Source organism: Achromobacter sp. ISS7 (assembly GCF_056523125.1).
In genome coordinates, this window is record NZ_JAWRZD010000001.1 from 2455085 (window position 1) to 2471827 (window position 16743).

Annotated in this window: 18 protein-coding genes; 7 read left to right on the top strand and 11 right to left on the bottom strand. The window is 68.5% G+C overall.

Going from position 1 to position 16743, the window contains the following annotated elements:
• Positions 1-24 precede the first annotated feature (24 nt).
• From AC1HFW_RS11095 to AC1HFW_RS11105, 3 genes are all read right to left on the bottom strand, one after another.
• Positions 25-828: an SDR family oxidoreductase gene (locus tag AC1HFW_RS11095; protein ID WP_479286490.1), complete on the bottom strand. Its 804-nt coding sequence runs from the start codon at positions 826-828 to the stop codon at positions 25-27.
• 53 nt (positions 829-881) lie between these two features.
• Positions 882-2081: an arabinose transporter gene (locus tag AC1HFW_RS11100; protein WP_479283277.1), complete on the bottom strand. Its 1200-nt coding sequence runs from the start codon at positions 2079-2081 to the stop codon at positions 882-884.
• A 66-nt stretch (positions 2082-2147) separates the two neighbouring features.
• The gene (locus tag AC1HFW_RS11105; protein WP_061070901.1) at positions 2148-3473 is read right to left on the bottom strand and encodes an amidohydrolase family protein; all 1326 of its coding nucleotides are present in this window, start codon (positions 3471-3473) and stop codon (positions 2148-2150) included.
• 175 nt (positions 3474-3648) lie between these two features.
• On the opposite strand from AC1HFW_RS11105, the gene AC1HFW_RS11110 reads away from it, so the two are divergent.
• Entirely contained in the window at positions 3649-4554 is a 906-nt protein-coding gene (locus AC1HFW_RS11110) for a LysR family transcriptional regulator (RefSeq protein ID WP_479283280.1), read from the top strand.
• A 16-nt stretch (positions 4555-4570) separates the two neighbouring features.
• Here AC1HFW_RS11110 and AC1HFW_RS11115 read toward each other — a convergent pair whose 3' ends face one another.
• Positions 4571-5509: an AraC family transcriptional regulator gene (locus tag AC1HFW_RS11115; protein ID WP_479283282.1), complete on the bottom strand. Its 939-nt coding sequence runs from the start codon at positions 5507-5509 to the stop codon at positions 4571-4573.
• A 77-nt stretch (positions 5510-5586) separates the two neighbouring features.
• Between AC1HFW_RS11115 and AC1HFW_RS11120 the strand changes: the two genes are divergently transcribed.
• On the top strand, positions 5587-6402 hold the full coding sequence (locus tag AC1HFW_RS11120; protein ID WP_479283284.1) for an SDR family oxidoreductase: 816 nt from the start codon (positions 5587-5589) through the stop codon (positions 6400-6402).
• A 9-nt stretch (positions 6403-6411) separates the two neighbouring features.
• On the opposite strand, the gene AC1HFW_RS11125 is transcribed toward AC1HFW_RS11120, so the two are convergent.
• Positions 6412-7386 (bottom strand): alpha/beta fold hydrolase, encoded by a 975-nt coding sequence (locus tag AC1HFW_RS11125; protein ID WP_479283286.1) that lies wholly within the window; start codon positions 7384-7386, stop codon positions 6412-6414.
• 83 nt (positions 7387-7469) lie between these two features.
• Between AC1HFW_RS11125 and AC1HFW_RS11130 the strand changes: the two genes are divergently transcribed.
• Positions 7470-7907 carry an RrF2 family transcriptional regulator gene (locus AC1HFW_RS11130; RefSeq protein ID WP_116521772.1) on the top strand — a complete coding sequence of 146 codons (438 nt, stop codon included), beginning with the start codon at positions 7470-7472 and terminating at the stop codon, positions 7905-7907.
• Here AC1HFW_RS11130 and AC1HFW_RS11135 read toward each other — a convergent pair.
• From AC1HFW_RS11135 to AC1HFW_RS11145, 3 genes are all read right to left on the bottom strand, one after another.
• Positions 7904-9085 (bottom strand): MFS transporter, encoded by a 1182-nt coding sequence (locus AC1HFW_RS11135; RefSeq protein WP_479283289.1) that lies wholly within the window; start codon positions 9083-9085, stop codon positions 7904-7906. The genes AC1HFW_RS11130 and AC1HFW_RS11135 overlap by 4 nt on opposite strands.
• 166 nt (positions 9086-9251) lie before the next feature.
• A complete protein-coding gene (locus AC1HFW_RS11140; protein WP_479283291.1) occupies positions 9252-10055 on the bottom strand; it encodes an AraC family ligand binding domain-containing protein in 804 nt (267 codons plus the stop codon).
• A 102-nt stretch (positions 10056-10157) separates the two neighbouring features.
• Complete coding sequence (locus AC1HFW_RS11145; RefSeq protein WP_479283294.1) at positions 10158-11021, bottom strand: SDR family oxidoreductase; 864 nt, start codon at positions 11019-11021, stop codon at positions 10158-10160.
• A gap of 171 nt (positions 11022-11192) precedes the next feature.
• Between AC1HFW_RS11145 and AC1HFW_RS11150 the strand changes: the two genes are divergently transcribed.
• Positions 11193-12122 (top strand): AraC family transcriptional regulator, encoded by a 930-nt coding sequence (locus AC1HFW_RS11150; protein WP_061070893.1) that lies wholly within the window; start codon positions 11193-11195, stop codon positions 12120-12122.
• A gap of 18 nt (positions 12123-12140) precedes the next feature.
• Here the strand turns inward: AC1HFW_RS11150 and AC1HFW_RS11155 are convergent, their stop codons facing one another.
• The 3 genes from AC1HFW_RS11155 to AC1HFW_RS11165 are packed head-to-tail and all read right to left on the bottom strand — an operon-like array spanning position 12141 to position 14968.
• A complete protein-coding gene (locus tag AC1HFW_RS11155; RefSeq protein WP_479283297.1) occupies positions 12141-13400 on the bottom strand; it encodes a hypothetical protein in 1260 nt (419 codons plus the stop codon).
• On the bottom strand, positions 13400-14413 hold the full coding sequence (locus tag AC1HFW_RS11160) for a hypothetical protein (protein ID WP_479283299.1): 1014 nt from the start codon (positions 14411-14413) through the stop codon (positions 13400-13402). Before AC1HFW_RS11160 ends, AC1HFW_RS11155 begins: the two co-directional genes overlap by 1 nt.
• 6 nt (positions 14414-14419) lie before the next feature.
• Entirely contained in the window at positions 14420-14968 is a 549-nt protein-coding gene (locus tag AC1HFW_RS11165) for a hypothetical protein (RefSeq protein ID WP_479283301.1), read from the bottom strand.
• A 220-nt stretch (positions 14969-15188) separates the two neighbouring features.
• On the opposite strand from AC1HFW_RS11165, the gene AC1HFW_RS11170 reads away from it, so the two are divergent.
• The 3 genes from AC1HFW_RS11170 (at position 15189) to AC1HFW_RS11180 (ending at position 16717) form a co-directional block, all read left to right on the top strand.
• Entirely contained in the window at positions 15189-15635 is a 447-nt protein-coding gene (locus AC1HFW_RS11170) for a MarR family winged helix-turn-helix transcriptional regulator (RefSeq protein ID WP_061070890.1), read from the top strand.
• A gap of 86 nt (positions 15636-15721) precedes the next feature.
• Positions 15722-16213: a Cif family virulence factor gene (locus AC1HFW_RS11175; protein ID WP_061070889.1), complete on the top strand. Its 492-nt coding sequence runs from the start codon at positions 15722-15724 to the stop codon at positions 16211-16213.
• 12 nt (positions 16214-16225) lie between these two features.
• Positions 16226-16717, top strand: a complete 492-nt coding sequence (locus AC1HFW_RS11180; protein WP_479283304.1) for a YybH family protein — start codon at positions 16226-16228, stop codon at positions 16715-16717.
• The last annotated feature ends 26 nt before the right edge of the window (positions 16718-16743 follow it).

Sequence of the window (16743 nt, forward strand, 5' to 3'; positions counted from 1 at the left end):
TTTCCCCAGAAAGTCTACAGCTGTTTACTCATCGCCACTGTCTCCCCCGCCAACCTCGCCGGGCGGCATTGCCACCCCCGACAGCGCCTCGCAGCGCGCGAGCAAATCCTCCTGCAACGCCACCTCCAGCGCCTGCGGATTCGGCGCCATGCGTTTCAGGTGAAAAAAGTACGCGCCCGTCACATCGGCCCGGCGGTCCTCTCCCACCGCCAGCCACGCCTGGGTGCGGTGCGCCTGATCCAGGTCATCCGGCGCGCCCGGTCCTCCCATCCGGGTCGGCACCCAGCCCGGCTCCAAAGCATTGGCGCGTACCCGCGGCCAACGTCGCGCCACCGCGAAGGCCAGCATGGCGTCGTGCAGCTTGCTCTCGGCATACGCTTCGGAACCGTTCCAGCGCCGTTCGCGCCACAGCAGATCCGCCAGATTGGCCTGCGCGTGGTGATGCATGCCGGAGCTCAGGTAGACCAGCCGCTGCGGCCGATGGATCAGCGCCGTCAGCAGATAGGCGGACAACGTATTGATCGCGAACACATGCGGCAGGCCGTCCGCCGTCAGGCGATGGCGTTCGCGATACCCCACCGCCGCGTTGTGAATCACCGCGTCGAAACGGCCCAGCGCGTTCACCTGCGCCGCGACGTCGCGAGCGCCGGCGATGGTCTCCAGGTCGCCGACGACGACCTGCTCCGCCGCCGGCAGCAGGCGCCGGGCGTCATCCGCCCGCGCGCCGTTGCGGGCATGCAGCACCACCCGGTGCCCTTGCCGCAGCAGTAATTCCGCGGCCATCAGGCCCAGGCCGGCCGACGAGCCGGAAATGAAAATACGAGACATGGTTTGCTCCTGAGAAAGACCGGCGCGCCGCCCACGGCCGCCGGCCGTGACGTTCAAGCATGCGAGGCACGCGAGGCCAGGGCCAGCGCGGCGCCCAGCAACGCGCACGCGGCGCCGAACAGATAAACGGCGGCATAGCCGAAGCGGCCGGCGATGACGCCCGCCGCCGGCCCCGCCAGCCCATAGGCGATATCGAGAAACGCCACGAACGCGCCCATGGCGCTGCCCCGGTTGGCGGGCGGCACGCGCTTGAGCGCCTCGACGCCCAGCGCCGGGAACACCAGCGCGCAGCCCAGGCCCGTGACCAGCGCGCCGGCCAGCGCCACGCCCACGCCCGGCGCCAGCCACAGCAACGCCTGGCCGATTGCCACGACCGCCAGCGACCATGCCGCCACCCGATAACCGCCCAGCCGGTCCGGCAGATGGCCCAGCAGCATCCGCACGGCGATGAAGCCGGCGCCGAACGCCGTCATCACCCATCCCGCGCTGTTCCAATGGCGCGCCGCGAAGTACAGCGACGCGAACGCCGTCAGGCCCGACAGGCCGACGCCTTGCAGCATCAACCCCAGCCCCTCGCGCCAGATGCGGCCGACCACGCGATGAAACGGCAGCCGCTCGCCCCCGGGCGACCGGTATGCCACCGACCCCAGCGCGATCACCGCGGCCAGCAACGGCGCGGCAATGCAGGCCGCCATGGCGGCCGCCAGTCCATGGTCCTGGTACATCGCCATGCCCACCGGGGCGCCGATCGACAGCGCCGCGAACATCGCGATGCCGGTCCACGACATCGACAGCCCCGCGCGTTGCGGACCGACCGACGCGATCGACCACGACACGCAGCCTGTCACGAACTGGCTTTCACCCAGGCCCGCCGCCAACCGGCCGACGACGATGATGGCCAGACTGGCGGTGGACGACAGCCCCGGCATGGCGGCCACGAGATACAGCAGGCCGGCCACAGCCATCACCCACGCGCCCTGCAGCGCCGACCGCCTGCCGCCCTGCTGGTCGGTCACCCGGCCCGCGTAGCCGCGGGTCAATACCGTGGCCAGGAACTGGATGCCGATCACCAGCCCCACGACCAGGTTGCTGAAACCGAGATGCGCGTGCACGAACAAGGGAATGACCGGCAGCGGCAGGCCGACCGCCAGATAGCCGCAGAACAACGCGGCGATGATGCCCGGGGCCGGGCGGGACAACAGCGCGGCCGCGGGATCCACCCGCGAGGCGCGCGTCGAGACAAGAGCTGGCATGGCAGCCTCCTGTATGAGATGAATGTGGGAAGAACGGCGGCCTGGCATGCCAGGCCGCCCACGCCTTCACGCGGCGGCGCCGAACAGCGCGTTGCGGTAGCCGCTGGCCTCGATCAGGTAGTCACGCGAAGCCGTGACCTCGGCATTCAGCCTGGCCAGGTCGATGCCCAGCAACCGCCCCGCGCGCTTGCGCAGCTGGCCCGCCACCATCACCGTGTCCACGTCGGCGCGTTCCACCGCCTGCACGATCGTGCCGATCGCATTGCTCACCGGGAACACCGCCACCCCTTGGGTGCGGACCATGATGATGTCGGCCTGCTTGCCCGGCGTCAGCGTGCCGGCCTGATCCTCCAGCCCGGCCGCGCGCGCCCCGTTCACTGTGGCCGCGCGCAGCACGGCCTCCACCGAAATCGGCGCCGGCACCCCGGCCTCGCCACGGAAGCGCCGGTAGCGCATCGCCGAACGCTGCTGGCCGAACAGCGCATGCATCTCGCCGAACATGTCGCTGCCGAACGCCGTGTCCAGGTCGATCCCAAGCGCCGGCGCCAGCCCGTGGTCCACCGCTTGCTGGTACGCGAACGTGTCGTCGTCGAAACCGAACAGCGCATCCGAGCGCGGGTTGATCGTGATGTTCACCCCGGCATCCGCCAGCAACTTCCACGTCTCCCGCGGCACGCGGGTGCAGTGATTGAAGATGTTGTGCGGCCCCAGGACGCCCGGCTGCGCGAACTCGGGCGACAGCTTGGCCAGGTCGCCGATGAACTCGGTCAGGATGCGCATGTCGAGCTCGCGCGCGGCCTGCCACCAGGGCAAGTTGAGCTGCCCGAACAGGCCCACGCGCACCCGGCTGCCCTCGGTGTTCCATTTGTGCGCCAGGCGCCGCAGATCGCCTGGCAGGTGCGCGCTGGAGGCGCCCTTGTCCATCGCCGGCCCCACCATGTGCAGCGCGCGGATGCCCGTTTCCGCCAAGGCGTCGAGCGCCGCATCGGTATGTTCGGGGCTGCGCGAGCTGTGGCAGGCGTCGATCACCGTGGTGATGCCCGCGTCCAGCGAGGCGGCGGCCGTCAGCCGGGTGCTCAGGTACATGTCCAGCGGGCGGTAGTGCGCGCCCAACTGCTGCGCCACCACGTCGATGTACGCGAACAGGTCATCCACGTTGGGCAGCATGCGGCGCATCGCGCCCAGCCACATGTGGTGGTGGGCGTCGACCAGCCCCGGCATGACGATATGGCCGGCGGCGTCGATGACCTGCGCGCCATCGGCCGGCAGCGCCGGTCCGACCGCGACGATGCGGTCGCCTTCGACCAGGACGTCGCCGGTGGCGAGATTGGGAACCTTGGCGTCCAGCGTCAGAATGGTGCCGCCCTGGAAAAGCGTGCGAGTTGCAGTCATGGAATGACTCCGTGAAATTGAAATGAACCGGTCGGCGCGATCGCGGTTCTCGAGGACCTGCCCTGGAAAATCCGCCCATCACGCCGTCACGGATGCCACGATAGGTTGCGCGTCATCTTTGATAAAGGTAGATTCGATCAAATCATTTGTGCTGAAAATCAAAGATGGAGACGCCATGAGCTTCGACGGACGACTGCTGTCGGGAATGAGCGTGCTGGCCGCCGTGGTCGAAGCGGGCAGCTTCAGCCGCGCGGGCGAAGTGCTGGGCCTGTCGGCCTCGGGCGTCAGCCGCTCGATCTCGCGGCTGGAACAACGGCTGGGCGTGCGCCTGCTCGACCGCACCACCCGCACCCTGCACCTGACCAGCGACGGCGCCAACCTGTACGAGCGCGCCGCGCCGCACCTGGAAGGCATCGAGGAAGCCGCCAGCTACGTCTCGGGGGCCGCCGTGACCGTGCGCGGCACCCTGCGGGTCAGCCTCAACCCGATCTTCGCCCGCTACGTGCTGGCGCCCAACCTGCCGCTGCTGCGCCAGCGCCATCCCGGCCTGGCCTTGACGGTGGTGCAGGCGCCGGACATCGGCGACCTGGTCACCGAGGGCATCGACGTCGCGGTGCGCTTCGGTCCGCAACCGCCGTCCACCATGACCTCGCGCCTGCTGCTGGAGACGCGCGTCCTGACGGTGGCGTCACCCGCCTATCTGGCCCGGCACGGCCGGCCCAAGCGGCCCGAGAAGCTGGCCGGGCACGACTGCATCCAGTACATCGATCCACGGCGCGGCCGGCCTTTCGTCTGGGAGTTTCATCGGGCAAGAGAGGTGCTGCGCGTGGACACGCAAGGCGCGCTGACGACGACGGACGTGGACATGATGGTGCAGGCGTGCCTGAATGGCGCCGGGGTCGCGCAGGTGCTGGCGCTGAACGTGCGGGAGCTGCTGGCCGACGGCAAGCTGGTCGAACTGTTTCCGGAGTGGAATGGCGAAACCTACCCGCTGTACATCACCCGGCCATCGCGGCGCCTGGCGCCGGCGGCGGTGGAGGCGTTCCTGGATTTCTGCACGGAGATCTGCGCGCAAGCGTAGCGGATGCCCGCGGTGCTCAACCGGCCCTGGCCCGCCGCGCGAACGCCCCCGGCGCCATTCCCATGGACCGGCTGAACGCGGCGCTGAACGCGCTGGCGGACTGGTAGCCAATCGCGTGCGCCACCTCGCCCAGGGACAGCCCGTCGTGCCATAGCAGATCCCTGGCCAGCGTCATGCGCCAGCGCGACACATATTCCATCGGCGGCACGCCCAGCACCTGGGTAAAGCGCGCCGCGAACGCCGCGCGCGACAGCCCGGCCTCGGCGCCCAGGTCCGCGATGGTCCAGCGCCGCGACACGTCGTCATGGATGCGCCGCAACGCCCGCGCCAGCCGCGCATCGGCCAACCCCGCCAACAGGCCCGCCACCGGCGCCCTGTCCGCCGCCGGCTTCCAGCGCAGCGCCTCGATCAGCATCACCTCGACCAGGCGCGCCAGGATGGCATCCGCGCCGGGCTGCTGTGCGGCCGTTTCCTCGCCGATCGCGCGGGCGATCCAGCCCAGCCGGGCGCTGCCCGGGTCGCTCGCCTGGATGTGCATGACGGCCGGCAGCATGCCCACCAGCAACGGCGCATTGAGCGGATCGAACAGGAAATAGCCGCCCAGCATGCGCACCGCCGGCTCGTCCCGCGACACGCCATGGCGCACTTCATCGGTCTCGCCGTCCTTGGCGATGCGGGGCGTCGGGCGCTTCAACGATTCCAGGTCGCTGCCCATGCGGAACGCCGGCGTGGCCGGCAGCAGCACGAAGTCCCCCGCCCGCATCAGGAACGGCGGCACCTGCGCCACCGCCAGCCAGCACTCGCCCGCCGTCATCAGGCAGAAGCTCGGGTGGCCGTGGCTCGGATAGCGCACCGCCCAGCGGCCCGATCCGCTGACGAATTTCGACAGCACCGTACGTGGCCGCAGCAGCGCCACCACGGCCGCCAGGGGGTCGTTATTCAGACGATCTCGCATGATTCAAAGACTATACGCTATTGGCCGTCTTGCCAGCATGCCGCAGCATAGCGCTCACCCTCATTTTGGAGCTTCGCATGCCCACCGTCCTCATCACCGGCACGTCTTCCGGCTACGGCCTTGCCGCCGTCGAACACTTCCTGCGGCAGGGATGGCGCGTCATCGCGACCATGCGCACGCCCGACCCGCGGCTTTTTCGCCCATCCGGGCAGTTGCGCGTCCTGGCCCTCGACGTCACCGATGAGACCAGCATCGCCCGCGCCATCGACCAGGGCATCGAGGCCTTCGGCGGCATCGACGTGCTGGTCAACAACGCCGGCATCGGCCTGCTCTCGGCATTCGAAGCCACGCCCCCGGCCATCACCCGCGAGCTGTTCGAGACCAATACCTTCGGCACCATGGCCATGACCCGCGCCCTGATCCCGCACCTGCGCGAAGCCGGCCAGGGCGCCATCGTCAACGTCACCTCCAGCGTCTGCTTCGCCGGCATGCCGCTGGTGGCGCCCTACGCCGCCAGCAAATGGGCCATCGAGGGATTCACCGAGGCCCTGTTCTTCGAACTCGAACCTTTCGGCGTGCGCGTCAAACTGGTCGAGCCCGGCTACGGGCCCGGCACGCGTTTCACCGCCAACGGCCAGGCTCGGATGGATGGCCTGCTGCCGCCGGCCTACCAGGGCTACGCCGAACAGCTGATGACGTCGTTCGCGCAGCCTGCCGCCATCACGACGGCCGACGAGGTCGCGCACGCCATCCACGCGGCCGCCACCGACGACAGCGACCGCCTGCGCTTTCCCGCCGGCCCCGACAGCGCGCAACTGGCGAACGCGCGTTGGACCCAGACCGATGAAGGCTTCCTGCAGGGCATGCGCGCAATGCTGCGCATGCGGCGCTGAGCGCCCGGCCTACAGGCCTCGCAGGAACGTCAGCAGCGCGGCATTGACGGCTTGGGGCGCCTCTTGCGGCGGCCAATGGCCCGCACCCGGCAGCACCTCGCTGGCGCGCAGGTCCGGCGCCAGCGCGGGCATGGCATCGATGATCTGGCGCATGCCAGGAATCGCCAGGCCCGTATCGCGCTCGCCGACCAGGTATAGCGCCGGCACCTCGACCCGCAACCCCTCGAAGGCCGCCTGCGCGGCCCAATTGCGGTCCAGGTTGCGGTAGTAGTTCAGGCCGCCGCGAAAACCGGACACGCCAAATGCCCGCGCGAACTCGGCCAGGTCGGCGGACGGCAGCCACGCGGGAAGCGCCTGCGGATCGGTCAGCGCGTCCAGCAGCCCCCCATCGCGCGGCACCATGCCGAAGGGATTGGGCGTCGTCACATCGCGCGGCCCCAGGGCGCCCGACGCGCAGAAATAGATCTTGCGCAAAGCGGCCTCGGCGTCCCGCTCGAACTCCCTTTCGGCCAACCCCGGCGCGGAAAAGTAATGCGTGTAGAACCATGCCTGCTCGTTCTGCGGAAACAACCGGCTCGGCGCCATCGGCGCGCGGCCCATCATCGGCACGCCCAACGCCGCCACGGCCCGGAAGCGATCCGGCCGCAATTGCGCCGTCTGCCAGGCGATGGACGCGCCCCAGTCGTTGCCGACCAGCACTGCCTGGCGCTGCCCCAGGGCATCGACCAACCCGACCAGGTCGCCGATCACATCGAGCGCGGAGTACTGCGCGACGTCCGGCGGACAGTCGCTATCGCCGTACCCACGCAAGTCCGGCGCGACCGCATGAAACCCCGCCTGTCCGAGCGCGTCCAGCTGGTGCCGCCAGGCATGCGAGGTCTCCGGAAAGCCGTGGCAGAGGATGACCAAGGGCCCTTCGCCCTGCTCCGCGATGTGCAGGCGGATGCCGTTGGTCTCGATATGGCGATGGCGGGAAGCAGGCATGTGGGCTCTCGATAAAGGGAATGACACAAACGTCCGCCAAAAGAGTAACATCAAAAGTTGCACATTTTCAAATCCCCAGATCCATGCAACGAGACACCCGCCTGGCGCGGCTGCTGCACGTCCTGATCCACATGCACCTGCGCGGCGGCGCCACCACGTCGCAGACCATCGCGCTGATGCTGCACACCAATCCCGTCGTCGTGCGCCGCACGATGGGCGCGCTGCGCGACGCCGGCTTCGTCACCTCCACCGGCGGGCCGGGCGGCGGGTGGACGCTGGCTTGCGACCTGGCGCGGCTGACGGTGCGCGACGTGTGCGAAGCCATCGCCCACGCCACCTTGTTCGCCGTGGGGCCGGCCCAGGACAATGACGCCTGCCCGGTGGAGGCAGCGGTGAACCGGCGGATCAATGCGGCGCTGGCGTCGGCGGAGGCGGCGTTGATGGCGGCGTTCGGGGATATGCCGCTGCTGGAGATCGCGCAGGAGGTCACGGCGCCGGCCACGCGCGGGCGGCGCCGCTAACGCTTTCCCCCAGCCTGCCGGACATGGCGGCGATAACTCGCCCCCACCTGCACAATCACGGCGAACAGCGCGACCGCCATCAGCAGGCTCACCCCCCCAATTCCCTCAACGGCGCCAACCTGATCCGCCGCGACACCGGCGATCCACGGCATGACGCCGCCCAGCAGATAGCCGCCGGATTGCGTCAGGCCGCTCAGGCGGGTCGCCTCGGCGCGCGACGCCGAGAATTCGAGCGGCAGCAGCAAGGCGATGGGAAACAAGGCGCCCGTCGCCACGCCCAGCAGCACCGCCGCGCCCCACGCCGTCAGTGGCAGCCACCACAACATGACGGCTCCGGCAATGGCCATGACCGTGAAGAGCCCCATCGCGCCCACGATCCCCAGGCGCAAGGCGCGCATGATGGCGGGAAAGAACAGGCTGGTCGCCGTTTGCAGGATCAGGAACAGCGCGATCAGCGCGCCGCTGGCATGCTGGGTGAAGCCGGCCGCCTGGTACAGGCTCGGCAGCCATGCGACGGCGGTGTAGTTCATGCCGGCCTGCAGGCCGAAGAACAGCGTCAACGCCACCACCTCCAACCCGCGCAACCCGCGCCCGGTCCGGTGCGCCGTCTGCGCCGCCTCCTGCGCCGGGCCGGGCCACACGGCCCAGAGCGCCGCGGCGACCACCGCGGGAATCGCCCAGAACGCAAGGCCGCCCTGCCAACCCATGGCGCCGGACGACAACATGGGCGTCGCGTAGGCCGCGGCCGCGGAGCCCACCCCCATCGCGGTGGCATAGAGCCCCATGGCCGCATGGGTCCGGTCGTGGAACGTCTCCTTGATGAAGCCGCTCAACAGCGGCCGGATGATCGCGTCGCCAATGCCCACCAGGGCCGCGGTGGCCAGCAGCAGGCCAAACCCGTCGGCGCGCAGGCGCAGCGCCAGGCCGAGCGTCAGGATGACGAGCGCCGCGATCATGGCGCGCTTCATGCCCAGGCGCCGGTCGAACGCGTGGCCCAGCGGGGACAACACCCCCATGCAGACCACGGGAACCGCTGTCAGCAGGCCCAGGGCGCTGCCGCTGATGCCCAGCGCTGCCTGGATCGTATCGAGCAAGGGGGAGATCGAGGAGATGCCCGTGCGCAGGCAAAGCCCGGCGCCGAATATCATCAGCCACGGAAGCCATCGTTTCGTTTTCATCGGAGTTCCTTTCGTCAAATCGTGCGAGAAGGACTCCAGCGTAGGCAGCGCGGCAGATTAGCGCTTTCGACAAAATTCCTTAATATGTCGAATAGCTGCCAATTGGATTTTTACTGATGTTCCGGCCTTTAACCCCGGCTTCAGTGCCGCCGTCCGGTTCCCGGACTCAATGGCTCGAGGTCGCAAAACGGCTGGGCGGCAAGCCGAAAAGTTGCTTGAAGGCGTGGATGAATGCCGAGGGCGTGGCGTAGCCGATCGTCAGCGCCACCGTGGTCACCGATGTGCCGGCGCGCAGCATTTCCAGCGAACCCAGCAGCCGCATGCGCTGGCGCCAGGTATGGAAAGGCAAACCGGTCGCCCTGAGGAAATGCCGCGAAAAGGTGCGAGGCGACACATGGGCCATCGCCGCCGCATCATCCAGGGTATGCGGCTGGTCCGGAGCCGCCTGGATCGCCAGGCATACGCGCAACAGCCGCTCTTCGGTCGGAAATGGCAGGTTGAAGGCCGCGGCCGGCAGCGCCTGGATCAGGTCCAGCAGCACCTCGACCTTGCGACCTTCCGGCCCGGTCTCGTCGTATTTCTCGGCGACCGACGTGCAACCGTGGTGGATGAAGGCGCGCACGAACTCGCTCACCATCACCACGCGCAGGCTCTGATCCGGCATGGTGATCGCCGCCGGCTCGATATACAGGCTTTCCACCTCCGCCTCCTCGCCCAGCCAGAGCGTGTGCGCGCAATGCGGCGGGATCCACATGCCGTATTCCGGCGGCAGGGTGATGGTGATCTCGCCCGCCTGGACCTGCATCAGGCCGTCGCGAGCGAACAGGAACTGCCACCAGGTGTGGCGGTGCGACTGGACACAGGTTCCGGCCTCGATGCGGTAGGCGCGGAAGTACACGCGCCGGGGCAGCCGCTTGAGCGGCGACGTCTCGATACGCCGCCACTCCCGGCCTCGGTGGTCTTGCGGCATTGCGGGACTCACGCTGGGCAGGCATTCACGAATTGGAAGGGAATCCGCAGCATACCCGGCAACGCGCCCAAGCGGCTCCCGCGCCGCGGACCACCCGCCCGATCAGGCGAAGTCCGTCGCCGCCCCTGCCCGCGACTGCCACGCCTCGAAGTCCGCGCGCACCGTCTCCAGCTTCTGCGCCGCCAGCTCGGTCGCGATCTGGCCCACGAACAGATGCAGCGGCGGTTCGTCCAGGTCGGCCACCTGCACGATCAGCGCGGCCAGCTTCTCCGGATCGCCGGCCTGTTTGCCCGCCATGCCCTTCTGGTGCAGGTCCAGCGACGCCTGCGCGGCGGTGTAATCGGCGATGGTGCGCTTGGCGATCACCAGGCTGTTGTCGTTCAGGAAGTCGGTGCGCACCGGGCCCGGATACACCACCGTGGCCTTGATGCCCAGTTCCGCCCCCTCGGCGGCCAGGGTCTCGGTCAGGCCGGCCAGCGCGAACTTGGTGGCCACGTAGCAGCCCCACCCCGCGTAGCCGCCGCCGAACCCGGCGATCGACGCGACGTTGAAGACATGGCCGCCGCGCTGCTTGCGCAACTGCGGCAACACATGGCGCAGCACGTGCAAAGGCGCGAACACGTTGACGTCGAAGTTGCGGCGCACCTCGTCGTCGTCCAGCGCCTCGAACGTGCCCTGCTGGCCGTAGCCGGCATTGTTGACCACGTAGTCGATCCGGCCGAAGGCCGCGATGGTCTGTTCGATGGCGGCCTGGACGCTGGCTTCGCTCACCAGGTCCACTTCCAGCGCCAGCAGGCGCGGCTGGTCCGCGCCCAATGCCTTGTGCAGGCTGGCCAGCATGCGCGAGGTGGCGGCCACCCGGTCGCCGCGCGCCAGCAGCTGGCGGGCCAGCGACAGGCCGATGCCGCGCGCCGCGCCGGTGATGAACCACGTCTTGCTGTCTTGAATATCACGAGTGTCTTGCATTTTCCTGTGCTCCTTGGTTGGGCGGATTGCAGGATCGAATGCTAGGCGCGCCGGCCGTCGCCCGATAGGCACACAGCTATCCGATGATTGCCTATTACTCTTTTCACCTCTTTATTTTTTCCGGATAGCGGGCAAAATGATGCCCAAGACTCTTTCCTCGGGGATCGCACCATGACCCACCCGCCGCATCCGATGGCCGCCCTGATGGGCCGGCTCGCGCCCCACGAGGGCTACACCCGGTCGCTGCTGGACGGCGTGCGCTTCATGCGCGCCAACCACCCTCTGGGACGCACGCCGGTGCTGTACGAGCCGAGCATCGTCATCGTCTGCCAGGGCAGCAAGCGCGGCTACCTGGCGGACCGGGTCTACCACTACGACGCCCAGCACTACCTGGTGCTGTCGGTGCCGCTGCCGTTCTCGACGGAAACCGAGGCCAGCCCCGAAGAGCCGCTGCTGGCGATACAGATCCGGCTGGACCCGACCACCCTCGCCGACCTGGTCATCGCGCTGGACAGCCACGGCGCGCAGGCCGCGCCCGCGCCGCAGGGCATCGCGTCCACGCCGCTGGACGCGCCGCTGCAGGACATCACCATGCGCCTGCTGCAGGCGCTGGCCTCGCCACTGGAGGCCCAGGTGCTCGGGCCCGGCATCGTGCGTGAATTGTGCTTCCGGGTGCTGGTCGGCGAACAAGGCGGCGCGATCCGCGCGGCGCTGGCCAGCCAGGGCAACTTCGGCCGCATCTCAAGGGTGCTGCGGCGCATCCACGATGACTATGCCCAGCCCATGGAGGTGGCGACGCTGGCGCGCGAGGCCGGCCTGAGCGCGCCGGCCTTCCACGCGCACTTCAAGACCATCGCCGGCACCTCGCCCATCCAGTACATCAAGTCCATCCGGCTGCACCAGGCCCGCCTGCTGATGATCCGCGACAACCTGACCGCCGCCGCGGCCTCGGCGCGCGTAGGCTACGAAAGCGCGTCGCAGTTCAACCGTGAGTTCAAGCGGTTTTTCGGCCGCAGCCCCGGCGAGGAGGCGCGCGAAATGAAGGCGGTGTTCTCGCTGTTGCCGGCGGCGCGGCTGGAAGGGTTGGCGGCGCCCCATTGAGGCAAGCGCCGATCCGCCTCAATAGTCCCGCACCTCATCGAACCAACGCTGCGCCTGTTCTTCCGTCACCCCCAGTTCCACCACCCGCCCGATCTGGCTGAACTGCCACACCGCTTCGCCGATGTCTTCGCGCTCGGCGGTCTCGATGCCCTTCATGTCGTTGAAATGGCTGGCGAAAGCCTTGAGGGCCGCCTCGACCGCGGCGCCGTCGTGGGCGCCCGCCAGCGCCTCGCGGGCAACGTCATAGGCCGCATTCGCCGACTTCGCCATGCGGCTGTTCCAAGCGGAGAACGGCCGTCCGTACTCGCTTTGCCACCATTCTGGCTTGCGCAACTTGGTGACCGAGGTGTAGCCCGTCCACGCCCGCACCTTCTCGCGCGCCTTCAGTTGCGCCTTCAATCGCTTGCCGGCGCCGTCATCGACGTTGAAGCCGATGAACCGCTCCAGCAGCGGCCACGTATCCAGCGGCGGCAGGCCCGCCAGATCGGGCGTGAAGCGGATCTCCAGGCTCTGCAGACGCGGCAGCCGCGCCAGCGCGTCCCAATCGGCAAAGCCGCCCCACAACGACAAATGCGTCAACGCGGGAAAGCGTTCGAGGCCCCGCAGCGAGATGGGCTGGGCCAACGGCTCTCCGTACAGGGCCAGCGTCGTGACGCCTTGCAGCACGCCCAGCTCGGGCAGGACATAGGGCGTCTGCCCGGCCCGTCGCCCCAATGCGGGATGCAGCGCCAACAAGGACGGCACGGCCCCCGTGACCGTGATCCGGGAAAGATCGCCAAACAGCCCCAGATCCATGTCCGCCGGCACCGCGATGCCCAGATGCCCCGCCACCGCATCGAGCCGGATCTGCAAGGTCTGGATCCGCGCCGCGCCGGCCTCGACGCGGCGCGCGTCGGCAAAGGCCGGCGCCCAGGTGAACTGTTCGATCGGACGCTGCTCGGACCAGCGCAAAAAGCCGCTGTCATTGCCGTGATAGTCGATGTGGCGCGGCCACGGCGACCCGGCCGGCGTGGCGAACGGATCGAACGCCGGCCAATGCACGGTGTCGTCGGACCCCGCCCGCAGGTCGGCTTTCTTGCCCATGCTGGCCGGTCCGATGATCACGTTGCCGCGCCCCGGCTCCGTGACCAGCACGTGGCTGCCCGGTCCGGTCAAGCTCAACAGGAAACGGCCATCGCGAATCACCGAACCCGCGGGTTCGCCGGACACATCGATCGGTTCGGACACGCAGTACTCCCTTTGTTTATCTGGACTCGCCGCGCCCGCAAGGCGCGGCATCACAACGTCATGGTGGGCTGGTCTTCAATGCGGAAGGACAATTCACGGCGCCCGAGCAGGCCGGCGTCCACGTACTCGAACTCGACGCGCTGCCCCGGCAACGCGACCTCGCCGAAGTGCTCGACCTGGTACATCACGCCCCCCACGCGATAATGGTGGACCGGCGTCACGGTGGGTGAATTCGGCGTATGGCGGCGATACGTCACGGCCTCTTCCACCACGCCGCGAACCCCGTGCTTGTAGTGCGCGCGTTTCAAGCGCGGACTTCGCATGCCCAGCAGCAGTCCCAGGAGCGCGAGCACCGCCGCCAACAACAGCAGGGGCCCGAAGAACAGGCTGGCGGCCAGCGGCACCAGCGCGGCCAGGAAAAAGAACTTCCGCACGCCCCGCTCTTCGCGCCGCACGCTTGCGCGGTCGGCGTCGCTGATCTCCTCGACCGACGTCCAGGCCTGCCCGCTCATCGGGTAATCCACCCGCAGCAACAGGCCCGGCGCGTCGGGCAGCAGCGGCAATACATGCACCCGCACCGGCAGATCCGTCAACGCCACCGCGCTGACCGGCCGAGCGCCACTGCGGGTATCGCTCGTCACCTCGTTCCAGAACGGCACCGCCACATCCACGCGATGCTCGCCAAACGCATAACTGACGCCCGACAGCTGGCCCGGTCCGAATGCCGTCAAATGGCCAGACACGATCTGCTTGGGCACACGCCCTTTGAGCGCACGATCGACGCTGCGCCAGGCGCGCGGCGTCCGCAGCAGCCGGCGCCCGAAGAAAACGGCCGCCGCCCCCGCGCCGGCGCCGGTCAACAGCACCATCACGCTGTCACCGCCGCGCAGCGAGCGCCATTCAGACACGATCAGGACCGCGATGGTCAGCAAGACGCAGACCAGCAGCAGGAAGGCGAACGCGCCGAAGACCGCGGATAGCGCCTTGCCGCGGCTGCATCGGCGCAGCAACGCGATGTCGTCATCGGTCAGGGGGGCTGTTTCGATCCGCGGGGTATCGGTCATGCTCGCTCAATACGTCGCGAATGGCACTTCCACCTTCAATGCCTCGCCGCCGCCGGCGGCCGGACGCAGGGTATACGTCGTCACGCCGCCATCGTCGTCGGCCAGCGAGGCATTCTTGCGCGCCACGTTGTAGCGCTGGCCGCCGATCTCCAGCGCATGCGCCGCGACCGCGCGCGCATCAGTGGGGATCAGCAGGCCGCCCAGCGCATCCGCCATCTCCTCGAATTCATATGCGCCCAACGCCCCCTCGGCGCGCAGCAGCTGCACGCGCGGCCGGTACGGCGCGGCATCGAGGTTCCAGCCGTTGGTCAGGTCGGTGATCCACGGACCGGGAATGTCGTAGCGGCTTTCCAGCTCGGCCTCGGTGAGCGCTTCGCCCTGCACGATCAGGCAGCACACCACCTTGCCGGCCTTGGCGTCATAGACCGCCCATTTGCTGGCCACCGGCGCCGCGGCGGGCAGCATGGAGAAATGGAATTGCTTGTCGAGCTGGGCATCGGAGACCTTGCGCCAGGCGCCGACCGCCGGCTGCTGCGCGAGGGCCGACGCGCTCATCAGGAGGCCGGCAAGGAGAACGCTGGTACGGAACAGGGAAGGCATCATCTCGGCAATGTATTTGGGAGCCGGTCACAACGTCGGCCGGCGGTTCAATGTCGCGATAGTCTAGTGCAACTGTACCCTGCTGCCTGCCACTATGCCGCGCCGCGACCGCCGTGCGTTGACAAATAGACTTATATGCCCATAATATTTCCGCACACCGCAACCGATTTGATCCATGAGCCCCAAAGACCTTCCCCCCGGCATCTGCAACAGCACCGCCATCCGCAAGGCGGCGCGTCACTTGGGACGGTTCTATGACGCGTGCCTGGCGCAGGTCGACCTGCGCAACACCCAGTACGCGGTCCTGAACCTGCTTGCCATGCGCGGCCCGCTCACCATCGCCGAACTGGCCGAATCCCTGGTCACCGATCGGGCGACCATGGGCCACAACCTGCGCCCCCTGGAACGCGATGGACTGGTCCGCATTGCCATCGGCAAGCAGGACCGCCGCGAACGGGAGATCGCCCTGACCGACGCCGGGCGCGACGCCGAGACCGCCGGCCGGATGGCCTGGCAACGCGCCCAGCAGCAATTCGAAGCCGCGTTCGGCAAAGAGGACGCGCTGGCCATGCGCCGGATCATGCATCGCATCACCACCCTCGACCTGGACGTCCCCGGCTAGTTCTCCTCCCCACCACGATACCGACCCCTTCGCGCGGCGCGCCCACGTCCTCGCGATCTTCTCAATATGGGCATATAAGGCCATTTATGTTCAGCAGATTCCTCGTGATCCGACTGGCGGCGACCGCGGTCATTGGCGCCGCCTTGGGCGCCAGCGCATACGCCCACGCGGCTCCCGCCCCCGACAGCGCGGCCGTCCGCGCGCTGTTCCTGCAACAGGTCGACGCGGAAAACGCGCACGACCTCGCCAGGCTCGACGCCGTCCTGGCCGACAGCCCGGACGACGCGTCATCGCCGGTCTCCTTCGTGGCCCGCGCCTACGAGTTCTGGGGCAAACGCGCGGTCATGGCGCATTTTGTCGAGACCTTCAAAGGCACCTGGCATCTCGATCCCGACATGTCGCGCAGCCGCATCGTCGCGCTGAGCGATGACACGATGCAGATCTATGTGCCCACCCGGGTCACGCTCGGCGCGCCCGGCAAAGCGGCGACCACCGCTTCCTATCTCATCAACCAGTTCGCCGTGCGCACCGCGCAGGGCTGGCGTTTCACCGCCATCCTGCCCGTGCCCGCGCAATAACGAGGAACCCGTATGAAAACGACACTCAGGGCCGTGCTGCTGGCAGGCCTCACAAGCGCCGCGTTGTCCAGCGCCACCGCCGGCGCGGCGGCAGGCACCTTTTCCGAGACGGACCGGCAGCAGGTCCGGGCGGTCTTCGAGCGGCAGGCCGAGGCGGCCACCGCGCACGACCTCGACGCCTTCAGCGCGGTCTTCGTGGCGCCGGGTGAATTTGGCGACCCCGTAACCTTCGTGGCGCGGCCCTACCAGTTCTGGAACAAGCCCGCCGTGATCGAGCATTTCCGCGAGACCTTCAAAGGGGTGTGGAAATTCGAGCCCGACCTGGCGCAGCTACGCGTCATTCCCCTGACGGCCGACGTGGCCCAGCTCTACGCCCCCACGCGGATCACCCTGGGGCAATCTCCCGCCGACGCGCGCACCGCCACCTACCTGGTGTACGAAGTCGCGGTGCGCACGCCAGCGGGCTGGCGCATCGGCGCGATCGTGCCCATCGCCGCGCAATAGCCATCCCCATAAAAGGAAGCATCTCC